Raw genomic sequence first — 20603 nt, forward strand, 5'->3', positions numbered from 1 at the left:
CCTGCTGCAGGGTGTGCGAGAAAGAAAGGCAGCCGGAGCAGGAGAGGAAAAGCGGAGGCGATCGGATGATCAGAAAGAAAGATGTACGAAGAATGGCAGCAATCCTCTGCGTGATGACCGGAATGTCCGGGATCCCTGCCTATGCGGCAGTTCCGGAGACGCTCGGAGCGAAGCCGGGTTGGAATCAGATTTCCGGAAATTGGTACTACCTTATGGGAAACGGTGCCTGGAGCACAGATTTTATCGAGGATGAAAATACATGCTACACGTTCACAAAGGACGGGATCTTCTCCTATGCGAGGAAAAATCCGAACACGCGGGGCGGAGCGTACCCTGTTGATATGCTGGATCAGAAGGAACAGGAACTCTTTGATGAGATGAATGATGAGAAGAGCGACCTGTTTTTTGATGCTTATCCGGATGCCGAGGACGACTATGACAACGGGGATGTAGAGTTTTACGATGGGCAGGCGAGCTTTGTCCTGGACCAGACGTTAAATGAAATCGCAGAGAAACGGCTCTCTCTCGCAATGGAGAAGGGATATTCGAAGAGCAGAAATATGATCCCGGGCGAGGGAACGGTGAGCGATTACATAAAGAACGTACTTCCGGAGAGAAAGAGTGCGACATTTTTTGAGATGTACCTCTGGGGACCGGAGGAGACGTACGATCCGTATGATTCTGTCATGATCCGGATGCAGGAAAAGGCGGACCGGAAGAACGATAAAAAATATTCTCTGGAATACTACCGCAGAATGGGAATCGCCCATGAAAACAGAGACGGAAAAGACTACTATATGGTAGTTCTGGAGCGGTAAGAAAAAAGAAATGACCGGGCGGTCCCGCGCCAGATCCGCGGTGCAGGACCGGCTGCATTTCAGAATTGAAGGAGAGAGGACATGGGAGAGAAGTTAAAGAATGCGCTCCGCGGGCATAAGGAGAAGAAAAAGAGCCAGAGCGGCGGCTTTTCCTATATGCTTGCGTCGTTCATCATCCATAAACGCGCGTGGATCGAGACAGTCTTTGTGATCGGCTGTCTCTTATCACTTTTGACGATGAATTTCGTCAATGTAAACTACGATCTGACAAAATACCTTCCGGACACGGCGGAATCGGCGATCGGACTTGACGTCATGCGTGACAAGTTCGGTTATCCGGGAACTGCGCGGGTCATGGTGAAGGATGTCTCACTATATGAGGCGAAGCAATATAAAGATGAGATCGCCGAGATCGACGGCGTGGACCAGGTGCTGTGGTGCGACAGTTCCGTCAACATCTACGCCGGGGAAGATTTCATCAATGAGAGCGACATCAAGGATTACTATAAGGACAGAAACGCAGTCTTCGATATCACGTTTGTCGAGGAGAGCGATTCCAGCCGGACTTCCAACGCGATCAATGAGATGAAAAATCTTCTCGGCGACAAAGGCTGTTATGTCGGAATGGCGGTCCAGAACAAATCCATGACCGAGTCCATGGAGAGCGAGATGAGCAAGATCCTCGTGGTGGCCGTTGTCATGATCTTTGCAGTGCTTTCCGTGACGACGACGGCATGGACGGAACCGATATTATTCCTGTTGGTTATGGGTGTTGCGGTCCTCTTAAACAAAGGAACGAACATTTTTATCGGAACGGTCTCGTTCCTGACGGAAAACGTCTCGATCATATTGCAGCTGGCGACGTCCATGGACTACTCGATCTTCCTGCTCGATGCGTTCATGAATTACCGCAAACAGGGAATGAATGAGGAGGACGCGATCATCAACGCCGTTCAGGAGGCGATCAACTCGATCTTCGCCAGCAGCCTGACGACAGTCGTCGGCTTCCTCGCCCTTGTAACGATGAAGTTCTCGATCGGCTTTGACTTAGGTCTCGTCCTTGCGAAAGGTATCGTGTTCAGCCTTCTGACCGTCGTATTCTTCATGCCTGCAATGATCCTGAAGTTTGCGAAGCTCAATGAGAAGACGAAACACCGTTCCTTCATGCCGGATTTCCACGGCCTTGGAAAGGTGATCTACCGGATCCGCCCGATCGTGTTCGCGGTGATCGTCCTTGTGACGCCGCTTGCCTACACAGCGCAGGGATTAAACGACTTCCTCTACGGAAATGATTCCATGGGTGCATCGGAAGGAACCCAGGTCTATGAGGATGACCAGGAGATCACGAAGATCTTCGGACGAAGCAACATGCTGCTCGCCCTGTATCCGAACACTTCGGAGGTCAATGAGCGGGCGATGGCGAAGGAGATCAAGGATCTCTCCTATGTAAAGAGCGTGACGGCCCTGGCAGACACGCTGCCGGAGGGGATTCCGGAAGAGTTCCTTCCGAAGTCCACGGTGGAACTCTTACATAAAGGCGGCTACTGCCGGATGCTGATCTACACAAGAACAAAGACGGAGAGTACGGAGGCGTTCAAGGATTCCGATGCGATCCAGGAGATCGTAAAGAAATATTATCCGGATGGCAGCTATCTCGTCGGTGAGACGCCGTCGACCCAGGATATCAAGTCCTTCATCGTCAAGGACTATGAGAATGTAAATGTGCTGTCCCTTGCGGGCGTATTCCTCGTCGTTATGATGAGCTTCAAGTCGGCAGTCATGCCGATCCTCGTCATCATCCCGATCGAGGTGGCGATCTTCATCAACATGGCGATGCCGTATTTCCAGGGCGTTGAGATGGTGTACATGGGCTACATCATCGTCAGCAGTATCCAGCTGGGTGCGACGGTCGATTACTCGATCCTCTTAGCAAACAACTATCTGGCGAAGAGAAAGACGCTCTCGAAGAAAAAAGCCTGCGTGGAAGCGATCGCGGCGTCCTGTTCCTCGATCTTTACATCCGGTTCCATCATCACGCTGGCCGGATATATTGTATACATGATCTCGTCCACAACGGCGATCGCCGACCTTGGCCACCTGATCGGACGAGGCGGACTGTTCAGCCTTGTATTGGTACTGACAGTGCTTCCGCTGCTCCTGACTTTGTTTGACAACTTTATCGTCGGGGAGAAGCCGGCAGCGGCGCTTGCGAAACGTCTTCACCGCCGGGTGAAGAACCGGAGAGAAAAACGGAACGCGAAAAAAGGTGAGACGGAAGAAGATACAGAGGAAGGCGCGGATCCCTACGAGGACGATGAAAACGAAGCGGCGGCAGGCAGGGAGCCGGAGATGACAGATAGAGAAGGAATGGAGGAGAACGGTGATGAGACAGAAAAATAGAAAGATCATGGCAGCGGGAATGGCAGCTGTCACGCTCTGCACCAGCCTTGTTTCCACGCCGGTCTATGCGGCGGAGGCGTCTGTGAGCGTCGATGAATCGATGTACGTGAACCTGGATTACTATGGTTCTGTAGATAAGGTGAATGTTGTGAAAGGAGTGAGCTTAAACGGACTCACGAGCTTCACGGACTATGGAAATTATCTCGATGTCACAAATATGACCAACAATACGACCCCGGAGATCGGAGACGGAAAAGTTATCTGGAATCTCCCGGCCGACACAAAGGGATATTTTTACTATAAAGGAGCGATCGACAAGGACACGGTGACACTTCCGTGGACGATGGATGTCTCCTACAAATTAAACGGAGTCCCGACGGATGCAGAGAAGCTCGCCGGAGCTTCCGGACTCGTGGAGGTCCATGTGACCGCGAAACCGAACGATGCGGCGAGAGATTATTATAAGAACAATATGCTGCTCGTTGTCGCGATGCTCGTCGATATGAGCAAATGCTACAGTGTCGAGGCGGAAGGCGCGCAGACGCAGAGTCTCGGTTCCCAGACCGCGATCATGTATACGGCGCTTCCGGGCGAGGACGGCGACTATACAATCCGGATCGGCTCTGACAAATTCGAGACATCCGGCGTCATCATGGCGATGGTCCCGGGAACCATGAAAGACCTTGAGCATATCGTGGACTTAAAGGATGCGAAGGACACCTGGAAAGGTGCCGGAGACCAGTTATATGACAGCATGGACCAGCTGGCAGCTTCTTTGGAGAGCATGAGAAGCGGCGTCAACGAGCTGAAACAGGGATTAAACGAGGCGGAGAATGCGAGAGGCATCATCAGCGGTTCCAAAGATGAGATCCTGGACAGCAATGACCAGGCACTTGCATCCTTAAATGCCCTTTCCGAGCAGCTCGGAACGATCATCCCGTATATCCAGACGGCGAAGGATGCCTCCGAGGTTGCCCACAGCAGTCTGACGGATGTTGTCAATACGCTCGGAAATATGCAGGAACCGCTCCGGAAGCTTGATACAAGTCTTCGCGGTTTAAAGAGCAGCTCCGGAAGTGCGTCTGTGAGCGTTGATGACGTGGTATCAGCAGTCCAGCAGATCAAAAAGCTGGACACACAGCTCCAGAAGAGTATCGTGGACTTTATCAAAAATCTTGCATCATCCCAGGCATCCATGGAGGATACGATTGCGGATTACTACGATGTTGAGGCAGGGGATGCGGATGAACAGGCACTTGCCGAGGCGGCTGCGGGAGCAGATACTTCCGCCGGTCACGCCGGTCTGCTGAATGCCCAGGAGCTGATCGGGATCTTAAAACAGAAGGAGAAAGCGCTCCGCCAGGTTGCTTCCTCCAGCAATGCGCTGGTTTCCGACACATCGAATATGCTGGATGATGTGTCGAATGTCGCGAGATATCTTGCGCAGACGACGGATCAGATGGATTATCTGATCGAGGATACGAAGGCTCTGAAGGATTCCCTGGACGTCTATTATCCGGATCTTCAGTCTGCGCTGGATGATTCCAAAGAGCTTGTGAACCGTACAACGGATGCGCTGAATAATAGCACGAACTCTCTGACACTTGTACAGAATACGGTCCGTGCGAGCTCTGACAGCCTTGATGCGGCGGCGAAGGATTCCATCAAGGGAAGTCTGAATGTCCTGAACAAGAGCCTGAATGTTCTCGACAGCACCAGCTCCATGAGAAAAGCCGGACGCACCATGAAGGATACGATGGACAATGAGTGGAGTGATCTTGAGGATGACACCAACTTCTTAAATATGGATCCGAGTGCGGAGAAGGTTTCCTTTACTTCCGATGAGAATGCGGAGCCGAATACCCTGCAGATCATCATGCGCACGGAGGAGATCAGCGTGGATGATGATGCAGAGCTTCTCGATGCAGAGACAGAGAAGGCAGCAGTCAATCCGCTTCAGAGAATGTGGAACATGCTTGTCCAGATGTGGAAGGCGATCGTTGAGATTTTTAAGAACAGGTAAATAAAGGATATGTGACAGATCTGTGCAGGAGGACGTGCGGCAGGATGGTTCTGCGGGGACGTTTTTCTGCACAAACTGGCATATGAGGAAAGAAAGAGAAGCGCGTGGAAGAACTTCTTCCGGGAAGGAGAAGAGCGATATATGAAGAGATTTGGAAAGAAGCTGGCAGGATTTCTGCTGGCAGCAGCTCTGGCAGTGACTGCGGCGGTTCCGGCTTTTGCGGCAAGCAGGTCAGCGGTCGGAAAAATCTATCTGACGATCGACAGCACGGTAGGCCTTAAGAACGACTCTGAGGACGTCACAGTGACGCCATACGGGGATAACACGGATTTCTACTATGTGAGCAGCATTTATATCGAAAACAACGACGGAAACGGCTATACGGAATCGAATCCTCCGAAGATCACGGTGACGCTGGAAGTTGCGGATGAGGAGAATTACTGTTTTTCGGGAACAGCCTCAAAGGATTTCCGCCTGACGCTTGCAGATTCCGCAAAGGATGGCTACGGAAAAGCGGAGTACGTGAAGGCGGTAAAGAAAGATGACAGAAGCACCATCGAGCTGACATTCCGCCTGACGTTCAATAAGAAGACAACCGCATCCACAACAAGTACCATAAAGTCTCCTGTGGGTGTGTCCTGGTCTCCGGATGCTTACGGAACGGGAATATGGTCAGCCGTCAACGGGGCGAAATATTACCAGCTCCGTCTCTTAAAGGACGGCAGTCTCACGGGGGATGAGTTTACGATCTACGGAACCGGATATGATTTCTCAAGACTCATGGGAACTACGGGTTCCTACAGCTTTGAAGTCCGCTCTGTAAAGTCCTCCAACAATGCAAAGAGCGCCTGGGTCCGCTCCGGGGAGATCGGCTCCTACGCCGCAGGTTCCTGGAAACAGAGTGCCGACGGCCGATGGTGGTGGGACTATGGCGATGGCACCTGGGCAGCAGCAGAATGGCTTTACATCAATGGAAAATGGTATTATTTTCAGGAGGACGGATATATGGCGACCGGCTGGATCACCCTGTATAATAAGTCCTATTATCTGGATCCGTCAAGCGGAGCGATGTACAGGAGCGAAAGGACGCCGGACGGGCTTTACGTGAATGAGAGCGGCGTGTATGTGCCGGGAATATAATGTGAAACAGTTTTTTATCATAAAATCGGCAGAATACCCCCATTCCTCGTAGGTGGCGGGATGAATGCCACTATAACGATACACAGACAGATGTAAAACGGTAAGCAATTACAATTCTTTCTCTTCCCTTTTGTGGAACCATGTGCTATAATTGGTGCAGAACATATGTTCTGCACCAATTAGGAAAGGAGGAACCGTTTTGTATTTGACCGTATGCCAGCAGCTAAAGCATCTGTCCAAAGATGAATTCCTCATTCTACGGGAATTATGCCGCACAGCCAAAAACCTGACCAACCAGGCCATCTACCAGGTACGGCAGCATTACTTTGAACATAGCCGGTATCTCCCATATGAGAAAAACTACGCCATCTTAAAGACTTCCGAAAACTATCGGCTGCTGAATTCCAACATGGCCCAGCAGATCCTTAAGGAAGTGGATGGATCTTTTAAGTCTTTCTTCGGTTTGTTGAAACTGGCAAAGCAGGGGAAGTATCCGTTTTCATCCTGCAGGCTGCCCAAATACCTTCCAAAAGACGGCTACGCAACCCTGATCGTCGGGTTTGTAAGACTGAATGGGAACCGGTTTGTCCTTCCGTACTCAGCAGCGTATAAGAAGCATCATAAACCGGTCACCATTACCATCCCGCCGGTCCTGGCAGATAAAACCATTAAGGAGATCCGTATCATCCCAAAAGCAGACGCCAGGTTCTTTGAGATCCAGTACACCTATCAGGTGGAAGCGGCTCAGAGAAATCTGAATCCGACCCATGCACTGGCGATCGACTTCGGGATCGACAATCTCATGACGGCCGTTTCCAACAGAGGGGAAAGCTTCCTCATTGATGGGAAACGCTTAAAATCCATCAACCAGTGGTTCAACAAGCGGAACGCCTGCCTGCAGAGCGTCAAAGACAAGCAGCATTACGGAAAGAAAACAACCAGACGTCAGGCCGTTTTGCAGAGGAAGAGAAACAACCAGGTCCGTGACTACATGGGTAAAGCAGCGAAACAGGTGGTCACCTACTGCATCCGGAACGATATCGGAACCCTGATCGTGGGCTACAATACCACATTCCAGCGCTCCTCAGACCTTGGCAGGCAGATGAACCAGGTCTTTGTGGGAATTCCGTTCGGGATACTCCGCAGGAAACTGAAATATCTGTGTGAAATGAATGGGATCCGCTACGTGGAACAAGAGGAAAGCTATACTTCCATGGCATCCTTCTGGGATCTGGATGAAATGCCCGTATATGGAGAAGCAGGACTTGTGCCACCGGTCTTTTCCGGCCGCAGGATCTGCCGTGGCCTGTATCAGGACCGCTCTGGAAGGCGGATCAACGCTGATGTCAATGGTGCTTTAAATATCATGCGTAAATGTAACATTGTGAGCCTAAGGGCTCTATATGATAGAGGCGATGTGGATACGCCTGTAAGAATAAGGATCGCCTGAGAGCGGGCGGAAACTCAAAGATCAAACTTCTTAAACGGGAGTCCAAGGATTCCCCAGAAGCCCCCACTTCAAATTTCTTCAAAATTAAGTGGTGGGTAATTCACGGATTTAACATGATCGACGCATAGAAAATACCGTCTTTCCACGCAAAACGCGCATCCCCGTGATACCGCTCCGCGATCATGCGGATAGATTCCGTTCCGATTCCATAACCGGAGTGCTTGGTGGAGAGAAGCTTATCCCCGGACCAGTTCGGGCTTCCGGAGCTTGTATTGTCGGCGGTGATGGAAAGCATGGAGGAGCCGGTCTGGACCACATGGAGCCGGATGAAAGGCTGGATTTCCGCATCGATGCCTGCACACGCATCCACCGCATTCTCCAGCAGATTTCCGATCAGAACACAAAATTCCGTTTCCGGGATCACCGGCGGGTCATCCATCTGGATAGAGACCTGCATGGTGATCCCGTTTTTTTCTGCCTGTTCCGCGTAGAAGGAGAGGATCGCGTTGATGGCATAATTTTTACAGTAGGAGCGGATATCCTGAGGCTTGAACATCTTCTCATAGTCGCTCAGATAATCCTTCAGGGAAGCGAGATCCCCACGGTCGGCACAATCCCTGATGACAGTCAGGTGCTGCCGGAAATCGTGCCTTGCCCGGCGGTTATCCTGAATTCTGGCGGTGAGAAGATTGTACTGGTCCGACTGGATCTTTAGAAGCTTTTCCATCGTTTCGGATTTTGCGGCGGCCTCTGCCTGATCCTTAAAGAACTGGAGCAGCAGGATCTGTGTGTGGCTGGTGAGGAACATGCAGACCAGAAGAAGAATCCTCGCGATAAGATGCGCCTGATTGAAGCTTCCGTCCCGGATATTGCCGGTCAGGAGAAAAATGATCATGGTTGTGGAAAATGGCAGGAGCCAGGCGGTTTTCCAGATCGCAGGAGCCTGTATGGCAGAGAGACTGTCCATGATCTCGATCAGCCGCTTCATCATAAAACAGGCAGTGAGGAGTACGAGGATCAGTGTGATAATGCCGGACTGCCAGGTGTAGAATCCGCAGTTAAAAAACTTTTTGCAGATAAAAAAGGAGCAGGCGCGGATCACCATCAGGTAGTCCAGAACAAAGGTGTACTGGAACGTGATGATGCCGATATTCGTCTGAACCAGATAGTAGAGGAAGGCTCCAAAAATGGGGATCGCCAGATACTGCACATATACGGCGGGAAACCCCAAATATACCAGTATCGCGAAGATTGCCAGATAAATAGTTTCCGCAAAAACGGAGATCAGGATCGCTCTTTTTCCGGAGCAGCGAAGGTATGCATGAAGGGGCAGGTACGCGAACATATGGAACGGGTAGGTGCTGCAAAATTCATTAAAAAGAAGTTCTGTCATATTGACCTCCCCGGACCATGGAATAGGAATATTCGAGAAACTGTTCCCGGACTTCCTTATATTTTAAACGGCTGATCGGGACCTGGACTCCACTCTTTAAAAGAAAACGATCTTCCAGGAGCTTTTCCACATCTTCAAAGTTTACGAGGATCCCCTTGATGCAGTCAGAAAACCATGGGTACGGGAGCAGGAGTGCGGAGAAGTCCTTCTGACTCATGGAGACTGCCAGCTCCTGCCCATCTTTAAAATGCACAAGGACCTGCCGCCTTACATATTCGGTGTAGGAGATCTCATGGATCAGAAGCTGTGTCTTTCCGCAGGCAGTTGCAACCTCCACGGATCTGGACTGTTCCGCAGCCTGAAGTCCGCACCGGTCGAGGGCGGAAAAAACACCGTCCTTCCCGATCGGCTTCAGGAGATAAAAGGACGCGTTTACATTGTAGCTCTCCACGGCAAACTCCGGAGAGGTGGTGATAAAGATGATCCTGCAGTCATGATCTGTCTGCCGGATCCGTTTTGCAGTCTCCATTCCGGTGATCCCGTCCATGTAGATGTCGAGAAAAATAAGGTGATATTTTCCGGCTGTAAAGGTGTCTAAAAAGTCCTCCCCACTGGAAAAAAGATCCATGGTCCGGCACTGGAGCCGATGCTGTTCCATATATGTATCAATCAATCCGACAAGCCGGTCGGAATCGGTTTTTAAATCATCAATGATCGCAATGTTCATATTCTGCCGCACCTCCGATGCAATAAGCTAAAGTTATTTTACCATGTTTTTGGGGAAAAGTGTGGAAGAATGTAAAAAATCATGGTAAGCCTTTTGTGGTTAAAAAAAATATCAATCTTTTACATCTTGTGTCGAAAAATGACATCTTGTGCAGGAAATATTGACGATAAAACGAGAAGGGGATAAAATTTGAGAAAAGCTGGATCAATCTGTGCAATGGTAAGAAAATATCGATAAAGGGAGGACAGGCATATGAGAAAACGTCAGGAGATAAGGCGGATCGCAGCGTCAATTATGGCAGCGGTAATGATGGTGACCGCAGTGCCGTTTGGCGGAGCAGCATATGGAAATGAAATACCCAGGGGGGTATAGTAAACACTGAAGATAAAGAGACGCTTACGGCGTCGGATTCGAATGGTGAATATAAGAAAATTTCGGATTCCGATGCGGATGCGAAGACAGAGATGGAAGCAGCAAAAAAGAGGAACAGATTGCGCTCTTTTGATGCGGAAACTACTATTACAGGATCTGGAGAAGAAAATGATCCCTATGTAATTTATAGTTCTGGGGACTGGGTCAAGGTGATGACACAGGGAACGAAATATAATAAATACGGTAATCTACAGGGATATTTTGCATTAGGAGAAAATATTGATTTAAGTGAAGCTGGTGAGTGGAGTGCATCAAACTTAAGCAAAACGTTTGATGGACGGGGATATGAAATCAGTGGACTAAAACAGCCGTTATTCTATGTTGTGACCGGAACGGTAAAAATCTTAAAGTGCAGGTCGAAATAGAGAATGGGGCAAAAGAGACCGGTGCAATTGCAAGATATACGCAGGATAACGCAAGGATAACGAATTGCGCAGTAAGTGGAAATGTTGAAATAAGTGCCTGCAAACCGGTGGGAGGTATTGTTGGACAGTGCCAGGGAATAACATATATAGAGAATTGTTTTGTTGATTTAAATGTAGCGAATACATATGAAGATGCAAGGAAGAATAATGTCCCCTTAGCGGGCGGACTGGTTGGAAGTGTCAGCTCTTACAACCAGTTGAATATTAAGAACTGCATAGCACTCGGAACAGTAAGTACGATCTGTGGGGAAGGCTGCGGAGGCCTGGTAGGAGGACATAGTAGAAGCGTTAACATTTCTCAATGCGTTGCATTGCAGGAAAAAGTTATAACAAATTTAGAATATCTTAGCTATGTAGGAAAGATATTTGGTAATTCATATGGCAGTGTTAATGGGACAGGCAATTATGCATATAATAACATGTCTGGAGGAGCAAAAGGGACTGGTAAATTCAACACAGTAGGACTTACAGGAGGTGTTTCGAAGGAGACCTGTCTGACAAAGGAATTCTGGAAAGATACGATTGGCTTGAGTGGTGAAAGCTGGACAGTTGAGGATGGATCTCTTCCGGTGTTAAAGACATCTGGGATCGACCCGGCAAAAGAGCTCACAAGCGGAGAGCCGCCAATCTATCTGGCAAAAACAAATACAGTCCGTGGAACTGTGAAATCTGCAGATGAAACTGTAATTTCGGAAGCGACGATTATAGTTAAAAATGAAAATGGAACAGAGATCACTACGAATAGCGCGCCAGATGGAACATTTACGATTGAAGTTCCGGATGGCACTTATACGATTATCGTGAAAAAAGCGGGATATCTGACAGTGACCAACGAGGAGATTGGGATTCCGTCATCAGAGGACGTGACAATTGTGATGCAGGCAAATCCCGTTACACTTGGAGCCGACACGATCGTCAATGCAGAGTTTAAAACAACCGATTTAGAATCAACAATGGCATCGGATACGATTGAAATTTCCTATGCTGGAACAGATGCGTTAGAGGTATCGGATCTTGCAGTGTCTTCGGAAGAGAAGGAATTAAAGGATTATTCTGGCGTGATCATTACAGAAATTGAAACACCAGAGATATCTGACACGTCGAATACAAGAAATGTGAAAATCAGCTTTGCAAAATCTCTGGATCTGGGATTTACAAATAAGAAAACGGCATACCTTTTTTACAAAAATAGTCTGGTCAGTGAAATCACACTGAAGAAAACAATCGGGAAAGTTCAGCTTCTAAAGCCGGCAAATGCAAAGTGGGATGATACGGTAAAAGGAAAAGCAGTATGGGATGCAGTTGAAAACGCATCGGGATATCAGGTACAGCTGTATAAAGGTGAAGTCCTGATAATTTCACAGCCTATTTCCGAGCAGTCTCAGACGAGCTATGACTTTACATCTGAAATCAAGGAAACGGGAGACTATACATTTAAGGTAAAAGCGCTTGGAAATGAGACTTATGAAGAAAGTCTGGAGACAGAAAGCGAAACATATACTTTTACAGAGCAGAGCCTTCAGGATGTGAAGCTGGCAGCAGAAAATGCGCTGAAAGAGCTGGCTGTGACGAACGAGACAACTGAAGATGTAGTTCTTAACACAGTTACAAATGTATGTACGAACGAGAGAATTAAAGCTGCATGGTCATCTGAGCATGGTTTTATACTTGAGAGCGCTACAGATGGCGCTGATCCAGGAACTGATGGCAGGATTCAGGGAACGATCATTCTGACTTTAAACAAAACTGACGGGGCTTCTGAAACGCTGGAATTAGAAGTAGATCTCAAAATTCTGCCTAAATTTAAGGTGACATTTGAAGCCGGTAGTGAGACATTCACAGGAACAGCTCCGACACAGGAAAATGTGACGGAAGGAACTGTCATCAAGCTTCCCGAGAATTCATTTACCGTATACGGAAAGAACTTTATCGTATGGAGTGCCGGGGATGGAACACTGTATCAAAAAGACTCAGAATATACAATGCCGAGAGGGAATGTCACGTTCACAGCAATGTGGGAAGATGATGTATGGGATGGAACTAAAACGAAAAAACCGGATCAAGATACAGAGGGCTATTATCTGATCAGTACAGGTGCTGAGTTTGCCTATTTCCAAGATAAAGACCTTGGAAAAGCAAAATTGATGTGCGATATAAACCTTAACGGTCATCCTTTCAAGGCAATAGAAAAAGTGTCAGAATTTGACGGTTGCGGTCATTCCATTAAGGGACTTAATATTGTCAGTGGAAGTTTAATTTATACAGGTTTATTCCAAATATTGACGAACGATAATATAAGCATCAGGAACCTGAATATTGAAAACGCAAAAATCACATATACTCGTGACAAGGCTTCCCCGGATATCGGAATTCTGGTAGGAAAAGTACATGGTGGAAAGCTCTCGATTGAGAATTGCTTTGTGAGTGGTGTAATTGAAGCAGGAGAAAAATATAAAACGGATGCAGGCGGTCTTATCGGGTATGTCACAGATGGATCAAATGTAACGATCCGTTCTTCCTATGCGAATGCCAGAATACAGAACGCCGGAAGTGATTCATTCGTGGGTGGATTTGTTGGACTGGCGGGAGGAACCGGAATTGTAACGATTGAGAACTGCTATGCGATTCCCGATATTCGAACAGGAGAACATATAGGAGGATTTGCTGGAGCAGGAAATGGCACAGTCATCAGGAACAGCTATGCGGCAGGGGAAAGCCTTCCGACGGGAATCGTTGCAGGTGACACAAGTGGTCTTGCTGAAATGGGAACAATCCAAAACAGCGTCAGCATCTTCCCTGAAATGACATCCGTAAACAGAATCAGCAAGGGCGGAACACTTTCTGGAAACTATGGATTTGTGGGAACGACAGCGAGTGATAAATCCGGAAACATTCTGACACCAAAGACAGAAAATGTTGGTGAAAATCGGCCATACGGAGCAGATGCGTCGGAGGCCTGGCTGAAATCAGAGAAGTTCTATCAGGATACTCTTGGATGGGACTTTGGAGACGTGTGGACCATGCCGTCTGCAGAGAGTGGTTACCTGTTCCCTGTATTAAAAGAACAGAAAGAATCCATGATTCCAACCCTCTCCCTGGACATGGATCCGTCAGTTATCAGTGTCAGTCTGGATCAGCAGCAGGCGACTCTCTATCCGAGGGGAAGTCTGAAGCTTAGAGCGAGGGTTGAAAGTAAGAATGGAGCATCAAGAGATGTAAAATGGGTCAGCAGCGATCCGGCAGCGGTTCATGTGACAGATGATGGAACGGTGGCCGTCCACAAAGATGCAGCGGCTGGTACCTACAAAGTTACTGCAGTCAGCCAGTTTGACGAAAGCAAACAGGCGGACAGCGAGATTACTGTAGATAATCGTGAGCACACGGTCAGCATTACCCGTGAGGATACTAAAAACTCTCCAAATGCCGAGATCGGAGTATATTGGAGCAGAGAGGACGCAGAAGGTGCATCGAATGCGTCTCCGGTGGCAGAAGGCAAAGGAACAGCAGATTCCCCGATCACATTCCAGGCCAAGGCTGGTTCTGAGATATATCTGAAATTTAAGGACCTTGCAGAGAAAGATGTAGTAAACAAAATAGCGGTAACAGATAAAGATGGAAAAACATTTGAAGCAAAGTTGTGCAGCATAGATCCGTTTATCGGACATTTCACGATGCCGTGCGGTGATGTCAAAATTGAAGTAAAATACGCAACAGATATTACATATTACCAGTACACCTGGTTTGTCGGACAGGACTGGAGTACATGGGGAACGACAGCGACCTACACAACTACAAGCTGGGGAAACAGTGATAAGGTCGGATCTCTTAAAATTACAAATATCATCAATGGTAAATTGTTTGATAAATTTGATATCAAGGGAATATCCAAATATAAAGGAGACCCGATCAGTCCGCAGGAAGTATCTGATAAAGCTTCTCTCACACAAAATGGAATGTACTATGTGGATCATTCAACAGAATATCCAACCCTGTACGTATATCTTGACGGACCTGGAATGATCTCCGTAAATATTGAGGTGAAGGATGATAAGAACGCGTCATATAACATTGTACGGAAATCAGGAAACAGCAGCTACTATACTTTGGATAAACCAACAGCCAAAGCTGGCGAAACGATCACAGCGACGTTGACACCAGCTGGCGTTCAGTGGCTGAAAGACAATCCGACGGAAAATGCGGTATTTACCTACGAAGGTGGTTTAAACGTTGTCCTGTTCCCGCCGAGATTTAAACAGCAGGCGGATGGAAGCTGGACTGCATCTCTCACGATGCCGGCATGTGACATTGTGACGAATGTGATCTTTGGGGCGAAGAAAAAAGCCAAAATCGAGGGGACAGACAAAGAATTTACCTATGATGGAAATCTGCACCGAATTGATGAGGACGTTCGGGCATCATGGGGAGAGTACGATATCTCTGCGGATCTGCGGAATCAGTATGAAGTGATTTACAGCGGTATTAACGGAACCGATTATAACAGCAAAGTGGCACCGACAGACGCAGGAACCTACAAATGCACGGTAAAGATCAGCGACGATAATACGGATTATGAGTGTGACCCGATCACTCTGACACTTACGATCAAAAAAGCAGCAATGAAAACACCGGATACTCCGACAGCTGCAGGGATTGGAGTCAATACGATCACTTTAAATCCGCCGACAACATTTACGGATGGAACTCAGATTCCAGAGTTATGCGGCTTTGAATATCGCCTTGGAGACGGGGAATGGCAGGATTCTGCAGTGTTTGCGGGACTGCTTCCGGACACGGACTATGATTTCTATGTGAGAGTGAAGGAAGGACGGAATACAGAGGCATCAGAAGTGAGCGGAGTACTGGATGCGCGGACGAAGACGGCATCTGAGCCAGTCGATCCAGATAAGCCAAATCCGGATGATCCGAACCCAGATAAGCCGAATCCGGACGAGCCGAACCCGGACAACCCAACTCCATCAAAACCGGGAACCAGTTCCGGATCTTCCGATGATTCCGGCGATTCCGGAGAACCGGCATCAACGACCAGAAGCCATTCTGACGGAACCTGGAAAAAGGATCAGAATGGTTGGTGGTATGAGCTGCCGGGTGGCAGATATGTATCCGGTTCCTATGTGACGGATCCGATATCCGGCGTGCGGAGCGAACAGGTGGCATGGAGACGGATCGACGGCGCATGGTGGGCATTCGGTGGGGATGGTTACCTGAAGACCGGATGGATCTGGGATGCGGCAATCGGAAAATGGTATTACGTGGACGAAAAACGCGGAATGCTCACGGGCTGGTACCTGGACCCGCAGGACGGAAGATGGTATTATCTTGATCTTGCGACAGGAGAGATGCTGACTGGATGGCAGCTGATCCCTGGATGGGGCTATATGTACTTAAATCCATTCGCTGAGGCGCAGACCTGGTTTTACGATGAAGCTTCCGGAATGTGGATCTATGACACAGAAAACACCAGAAGACCTTACGGCTCGCTGTATATGAACGAAAAGACACCAGATGGATATTTCGTGGATGAGAATGGAGTCTGGAAGGAAAATTAAACATTTCGTGAGCTTTTTCAACAGATGAAATAAGAAAAGTGTCCCAGGGAGATGTCCCAGGGGCACTTTTTTCTTCCATTTTCCGCCAAATAATGATATGATGGATACCGGCAGCATAAAGCGCGAAGGAAAGATGCCGCTGTTTAGGCATTTTACAGCGGCGAAAAGACAGGAAATTGAATGCTGCATAGAAAGGTGAGCACGACAATGAATTTTATTGTACCAGCCGGTTATACTCCGGATATTGACTTAAAAGAGACCCAGATCGCCATCAAGGTCGTGAAGGATTTCTTCCAGAAGGAACTTACAAAACAGTTAAATCTGACCCGAGTTTCCGCTCCGTTATTTGTAACGCCGGAATCCGGATTAAATGATAACTTGAACGGTGTGGAGCGCCCGGTTGCCTTCGATATCAAGGAAGGCGGAAGAAAGGCAGAGATTGTCCACTCCCTGGCAAAATGGAAACGTTACGCGTTGAAACAGTACGGCTTCCAGCCGGGTGAAGGTTTATACACCGATATGAACGCCATCCGCCGCGATGAGGACACCGACAACATCCACTCCATCTATGTGGACCAGTGGGACTGGGAAAAGGTGATCACGAAGGAGGAGAGAACACGCGAGACACTGGAAGAGACTGTCCGTGCCGTATATAAGGCATTAAAGATCACAGAGGACTATATGGCATACGAGTACGACTATATCGGCCGTGTTCTCCCGGAGCACATCGAGTTTATCACATCCCAGGAGCTTGAGGACCTCTACCCGGATCTCACCCCGAAGCAGAGAGAGTATGAGATCGTGAAGCTTCACGGCGCTGTGTTTATCGAGCAGATCGGCGGAAAGTTAAAATCCGGAGAGCCCCACGATGGACGTGCTCCGGACTATGATGACTGGAAATTAAACGGCGATATTATCGTCTACTATCCGGTTCTCGACATTGCCCTTGAGTTAAGCTCCATGGGTATCCGCGTGGACGAGATCTCCCTGCACGAGCAGTTAAAGGCGGCAGGCTGTGAGGAGCGCGAGAAGCTTGCATTCCAGAAGGCATTGTTAAACGGAGAGCTTCCATACACCATCGGCGGAGGTATCGGACAGTCCCGTATCTGTATGTTCTTCTTAAGAAAAGCCCATATCGGTGAGATCCAGTCTTCCTTGTGGCCGGATGAGGTCCGTGAGGAGGCGAAGAAGGCGGGAATTCCGCTGCTGTAAGCAGCAGGCGGATGCGGATCTGCACAGACTTATTATGAGAACGACCCGGCGGCGCAAGCCTGACCGGTATTAAATATTCAGGAAAACAGTTACGGTCCACAAAGATGTGTGCGGTAACTTTTCCTGCTTATGGAGGTAAAAAAATGGCAAATGAACGTTTGAGGGAACTCAGGACCCTGATGAAAGTGAGAAATGTGGACGCGTACTATGTTCCGTCTTCCGATTTCCACGATTCTGAGTATGTGGAGGACTATTTCAAATGCCGCGCATTCCTGTCCGGCTTCACAGGTTCCGCGGGGACCATGGTGATCACCCAGGCTTTTTCCGGCATGTGGACGGACGGAAGATATTTCGTTCAGGCAAAGAGAGAGCTGGAAGGTCAGGACACACGTCTGATGGCGATGGGAGAGGAAGGTGTTCCGACGATCGAGGAATACCTGACGGATCATATGCCGGAAGGTGGAGTTTTAGGCTTTGACGGCCGCGTGGTCAATGCAGCCCAGGGAAGAAAATTTGAGGCGATGATGGCGAAGAAACACGCGACTCTCTCCGTGGGGGATGACCTTGCCGGGGAAGTATGGGAAGAACGCCCGATCCTTCCGGCACCGGAAGTCTGGACTCTCGATGTGAAATATGCAGGTGAGACTGTGACGGAAAAACTGATCCGCCTCAGATCCGAGATGGATGAGAAGAATGCGTCCGTCCACATCTTATCAAGCCTTGACGATATCGCATGGCTCTTCAATATCCGCAAGAATTCGGATGACGGAAATGTGCTCGCACCGGCGTTTGCCCTGATTACGGAAGACGAGGCGAGACTCTTTATCGCCAGCCGTAAATTCTCTCCGGAGCTGCGCGCTTATTTTGAAAAGAATCATGTGACGATCGAAAAATACGACGCGATCTATGATGCGGTGGCGGAGTTAAAGAATGAGACGGTTCTCCTGGAACCGGAGAAGGTAAACTTTGCCCTCTATAAGAAGATCGACGCATCCAACCGCGTTGTGGAGGCCATGAACCCGACTTCCCTCATGAAGGCGGTGAAGAACCCGGTGGAGATGGAAAACCTCCGCAAGGCCCATTTAAAGGACGGCGTTGCCCTGACAAAATTCCTGTACTGGATGAAGAAAAACGCCGGAAAGGTCGCTCTCACGGAGACAGAAGCTGCAGAGCGTCTTGAGGATTACCGGAAAGCCCAGGAAGGTTATCTCGGACCGAGCTTCACGACGATCTCCGCATTCGGATCCAACGCCGCGATGTGCCATTACCACGCGACAAAGGAGCAGGAGAGCCCGGTCGGAACAGACGGATTCTATCTTGTTGACTCCGGCGGACAGTATTATGAGGGAACCACGGACGTGACGAGAACGATCGCGATCGGCCATGTCACGGACGAGATGAAGGTTCATTTCACGCTTGTCATGATGGGAATGCTGCGTCTGATGCATGCGAAATTCTTATATGGCTGCCGCGGACTCAATGTGGACTATCTGGCAAGAGGCCCGCTCTGGGAGCGCGGACTCGACTTCAACCATGGCACCGGTCACGGCGTCGGCTTCCTGTCTGCGGTTCATGAGCGCCCGAACGGTATCCGCTGGCGCATCGTTCCGGAGCGCCAGGACTCCTGCGTCCTGGAAGAGGGAATGCTGACTTCGGACGAGCCGGGACTTTATATTGAGGGAAGCCACGGCATCCGTACCGAGAACCTGACGATGTGCAGAAAAGCGGAAAAGAACGAGTACGGCCAGTTCATGTGCTTTGAGAACATGACTTTCGCGCCGATCGACCTCGACGCGGTGGACATTTCCGTGATGGAGCCGTCCGATGTGAGAAACTTAAATGAGTACCATAAAGCGGTCTACGAGAAACTTTCACCGTTTATGACGGCGGAGGAGAACGAGTGGTTAAAAGAGGCGACAAGACCGATCGGGGAGGATTATACATGGCGGATCTAGAGAAAAATATCCTTGTGGTGATCCCGGTAAATGAGGATCATAAAAAGTTCCTGGAAGAGAAAGCTGCATCTGGCAACAAAAACTGCTGCGTCCGCTATGTGAACGGCAGCGATGTCACAGCTGAGGATGTAAAAGAGGCAAACGTGATCATCGGAAATGTCGATCCGGCACTTGTAAAAGAGGCGAAAAATCTGGAACTGTTCCAGTTAAACTCTGCCGGTGCAGACCAGTACATCAAACCGGGGATCCTTCCGGAACAGGCGGTGCTCGCAAATGCGACGGGTGCTTACGGGCTTGCCGTATCGGAACATATGCTGGCGCTGACTTTTGATCTGATCCGCCGTTTTAACCAGTATCATGCGAACCAGGCAAAGCACATATGGCAGTCCATGGGAAATATCACCTCTGTAGAAGGTTCGACGATCCTGGTGCTCGGACTCGGAGATATCGGCGGGGATTACGCGAGAAAGTGCCATGCACTCGGCGCTCATGTGATCGGTGTCCGCCGCACGAACCGGAATAAACCGGATTATCTGGATGAGCAGCATACGATGGACGATCTGGACGAGCTTCTCGGAAGAGCAGATATTGTTGCGATGGTGCTTCCGGGCGGAGACGCTACAAACCACATCATGGACGAGAGAAGACTGCGCCTGATGAAAAAGGGCGCGTACCTGATCAACGTCGGACGCGGAAATGCCGTTGACCCGGAGGGACTTTACAAGGTCTTAAAAGAGGGACATCTCGGCGGCTGCGGACTCGATGTGACGGAGCCGGAACCGCTTCCGGCGGACAGTCCGCTCTGGGACCTCGGAAACCTCGTGATCACGCCTCATGTGGCCGGAAACTTCTTCCTTCCGGAGACATTTGAGCGGATCGTAAGGATCGCGGGAGAGAATCTCGCGGCGTGGGCGAACGGGACACCGTACCGGAATGTGGTGGATTTTGCGACTGGGTACCGGAAGTAGATCCGGAATAGTAAGACAGCCGCCTTTTTGCGCGCGTGAAGCGTGCAGGAGGGCGGCTGTTTTTCTATAGCAGTAAAAATTCTGGATAAAAAA

The 20603-nt window shown here is 49.2% G+C and carries 12 protein-coding genes; 10 read left to right on the forward strand and 2 right to left on the reverse strand.

The window, feature by feature from the left end:
- Nucleotides 1-65 precede the first annotated feature (65 nt).
- The 5 genes from ACI3EW_RS07335 to ACI3EW_RS07355 all read left to right on the forward strand — a co-directional run bounded on the left by ACI3EW_RS07335 (nt 66) and on the right by ACI3EW_RS07355 (nt 7831).
- A complete protein-coding gene (locus ACI3EW_RS07335) occupies nt 66-818 on the forward strand; it encodes a hypothetical protein (protein WP_147352730.1) in 753 nt (250 codons plus the stop codon).
- 81 nt (nt 819-899) lie between these two features.
- Nucleotides 900-3218, forward strand: a complete 2319-nt coding sequence (locus ACI3EW_RS07340; protein ID WP_118531630.1) for an efflux RND transporter permease subunit — start codon at nt 900-902, stop codon at nt 3216-3218.
- Complete coding sequence (locus tag ACI3EW_RS07345) at nt 3202-5241, forward strand: hypothetical protein (protein ID WP_485663342.1); 2040 nt, start codon at nt 3202-3204, stop codon at nt 5239-5241. Before ACI3EW_RS07340 ends, ACI3EW_RS07345 begins: the two co-directional genes overlap by 17 nt.
- Nucleotides 5242-5382: 141 nt before the next feature.
- Nucleotides 5383-6381: a hypothetical protein gene (locus tag ACI3EW_RS07350; RefSeq protein ID WP_118531622.1), complete on the forward strand. Its 999-nt coding sequence runs from the start codon at nt 5383-5385 to the stop codon at nt 6379-6381.
- A gap of 199 nt (nt 6382-6580) precedes the next feature.
- Nucleotides 6581-7831: an RNA-guided endonuclease InsQ/TnpB family protein gene (locus ACI3EW_RS07355; protein ID WP_405580203.1), complete on the forward strand. Its 1251-nt coding sequence runs from the start codon at nt 6581-6583 to the stop codon at nt 7829-7831.
- A 100-nt stretch (nt 7832-7931) separates the two neighbouring features.
- Here ACI3EW_RS07355 and ACI3EW_RS07360 read toward each other — a convergent pair whose 3' ends face one another.
- Both ACI3EW_RS07360 and ACI3EW_RS07365 read right to left on the reverse strand, forming a co-directional pair.
- Nucleotides 7932-9224 carry a GHKL domain-containing protein gene (locus ACI3EW_RS07360; RefSeq protein ID WP_118533570.1) on the reverse strand — a complete coding sequence of 431 codons (1293 nt, stop codon included), beginning with the start codon at nt 9222-9224 and terminating at the stop codon, nt 7932-7934.
- Nucleotides 9205-9951 carry a LytR/AlgR family response regulator transcription factor gene (locus ACI3EW_RS07365; protein WP_118533568.1) on the reverse strand — a complete coding sequence of 249 codons (747 nt, stop codon included), beginning with the start codon at nt 9949-9951 and terminating at the stop codon, nt 9205-9207. The genes ACI3EW_RS07360 and ACI3EW_RS07365 overlap by 20 nt, the downstream gene beginning before the upstream one ends.
- Before the next feature lie 464 nt (nt 9952-10415).
- Between ACI3EW_RS07365 and ACI3EW_RS07370 the strand changes: the two genes are divergently transcribed.
- From ACI3EW_RS07370 to ACI3EW_RS07390, 5 genes are all read left to right on the forward strand, one after another.
- A complete protein-coding gene (locus ACI3EW_RS07370; RefSeq protein ID WP_405580207.1) occupies nt 10416-10748 on the forward strand; it encodes a hypothetical protein in 333 nt (110 codons plus the stop codon).
- Nucleotides 10749-11227: 479 nt separating this feature from the next.
- Complete coding sequence (locus ACI3EW_RS07375) at nt 11228-16375, forward strand: carboxypeptidase regulatory-like domain-containing protein (protein ID WP_405580210.1); 5148 nt, start codon at nt 11228-11230, stop codon at nt 16373-16375.
- A 207-nt stretch (nt 16376-16582) separates the two neighbouring features.
- Nucleotides 16583-17587 carry an aspartate--ammonia ligase gene (gene asnA / locus ACI3EW_RS07380; protein WP_118533574.1) on the forward strand — a complete coding sequence of 335 codons (1005 nt, stop codon included), beginning with the start codon at nt 16583-16585 and terminating at the stop codon, nt 17585-17587.
- A gap of 143 nt (nt 17588-17730) precedes the next feature.
- Nucleotides 17731-19542: an aminopeptidase P family N-terminal domain-containing protein gene (locus tag ACI3EW_RS07385; RefSeq protein WP_485663343.1), complete on the forward strand. Its 1812-nt coding sequence runs from the start codon at nt 17731-17733 to the stop codon at nt 19540-19542.
- Complete coding sequence (locus tag ACI3EW_RS07390; protein ID WP_405580217.1) at nt 19530-20510, forward strand: D-2-hydroxyacid dehydrogenase; 981 nt, start codon at nt 19530-19532, stop codon at nt 20508-20510. Before ACI3EW_RS07385 ends, ACI3EW_RS07390 begins: the two co-directional genes overlap by 13 nt.
- Nucleotides 20511-20603 lie beyond the last annotated feature (93 nt).

Origin of the sequence: Pilosibacter rotomagensis (assembly GCF_045062245.2) — a bacterium.
Lineage (GTDB): Bacteria > Bacillota > Clostridia > Lachnospirales > Lachnospiraceae > Pilosibacter.

Bases quoted from the DNA above. Each gene is read 5' to 3' on its own strand.
- ACI3EW_RS07370 (WP_405580207.1), top strand. From the start codon at position 10,416: ATGGAAGCAGCAAAAAAGAGGAACAGATTGCGCTCTTTTGATGCGGAA.
- ACI3EW_RS07390 (WP_405580217.1), top strand. From the start codon at position 19,530: ATGGCGGATCTAGAGAAAAATATCCTTGTGGTGATCCCGGTAAATGAG.
- ACI3EW_RS07350 (WP_118531622.1), top strand. From the start codon at position 5,383: ATGAAGAGATTTGGAAAGAAGCTGGCAGGATTTCTGCTGGCAGCAGCT.
- ACI3EW_RS07385 (WP_485663343.1), top strand. From the start codon at position 17,731: ATGGCAAATGAACGTTTGAGGGAACTCAGGACCCTGATGAAAGTGAGA.
- ACI3EW_RS07375 (WP_405580210.1), top strand. From the start codon at position 11,228: ATGTCTGGAGGAGCAAAAGGGACTGGTAAATTCAACACAGTAGGACTT.
- ACI3EW_RS07335 (WP_147352730.1), top strand. From the start codon at position 66: ATGATCAGAAAGAAAGATGTACGAAGAATGGCAGCAATCCTCTGCGTG.
- asnA (WP_118533574.1), top strand. From the start codon at position 16,583: ATGAATTTTATTGTACCAGCCGGTTATACTCCGGATATTGACTTAAAA.
- ACI3EW_RS07360 (WP_118533570.1), bottom strand. From the start codon at position 9,224: ATGACAGAACTTCTTTTTAATGAATTTTGCAGCACCTACCCGTTCCAT.
- ACI3EW_RS07345 (WP_485663342.1), top strand. From the start codon at position 3,202: ATGAGACAGAAAAATAGAAAGATCATGGCAGCGGGAATGGCAGCTGTC.
- ACI3EW_RS07340 (WP_118531630.1), top strand. From the start codon at position 900: ATGGGAGAGAAGTTAAAGAATGCGCTCCGCGGGCATAAGGAGAAGAAA.
- ACI3EW_RS07365 (WP_118533568.1), bottom strand. From the start codon at position 9,951: ATGAACATTGCGATCATTGATGATTTAAAAACCGATTCCGACCGGCTT.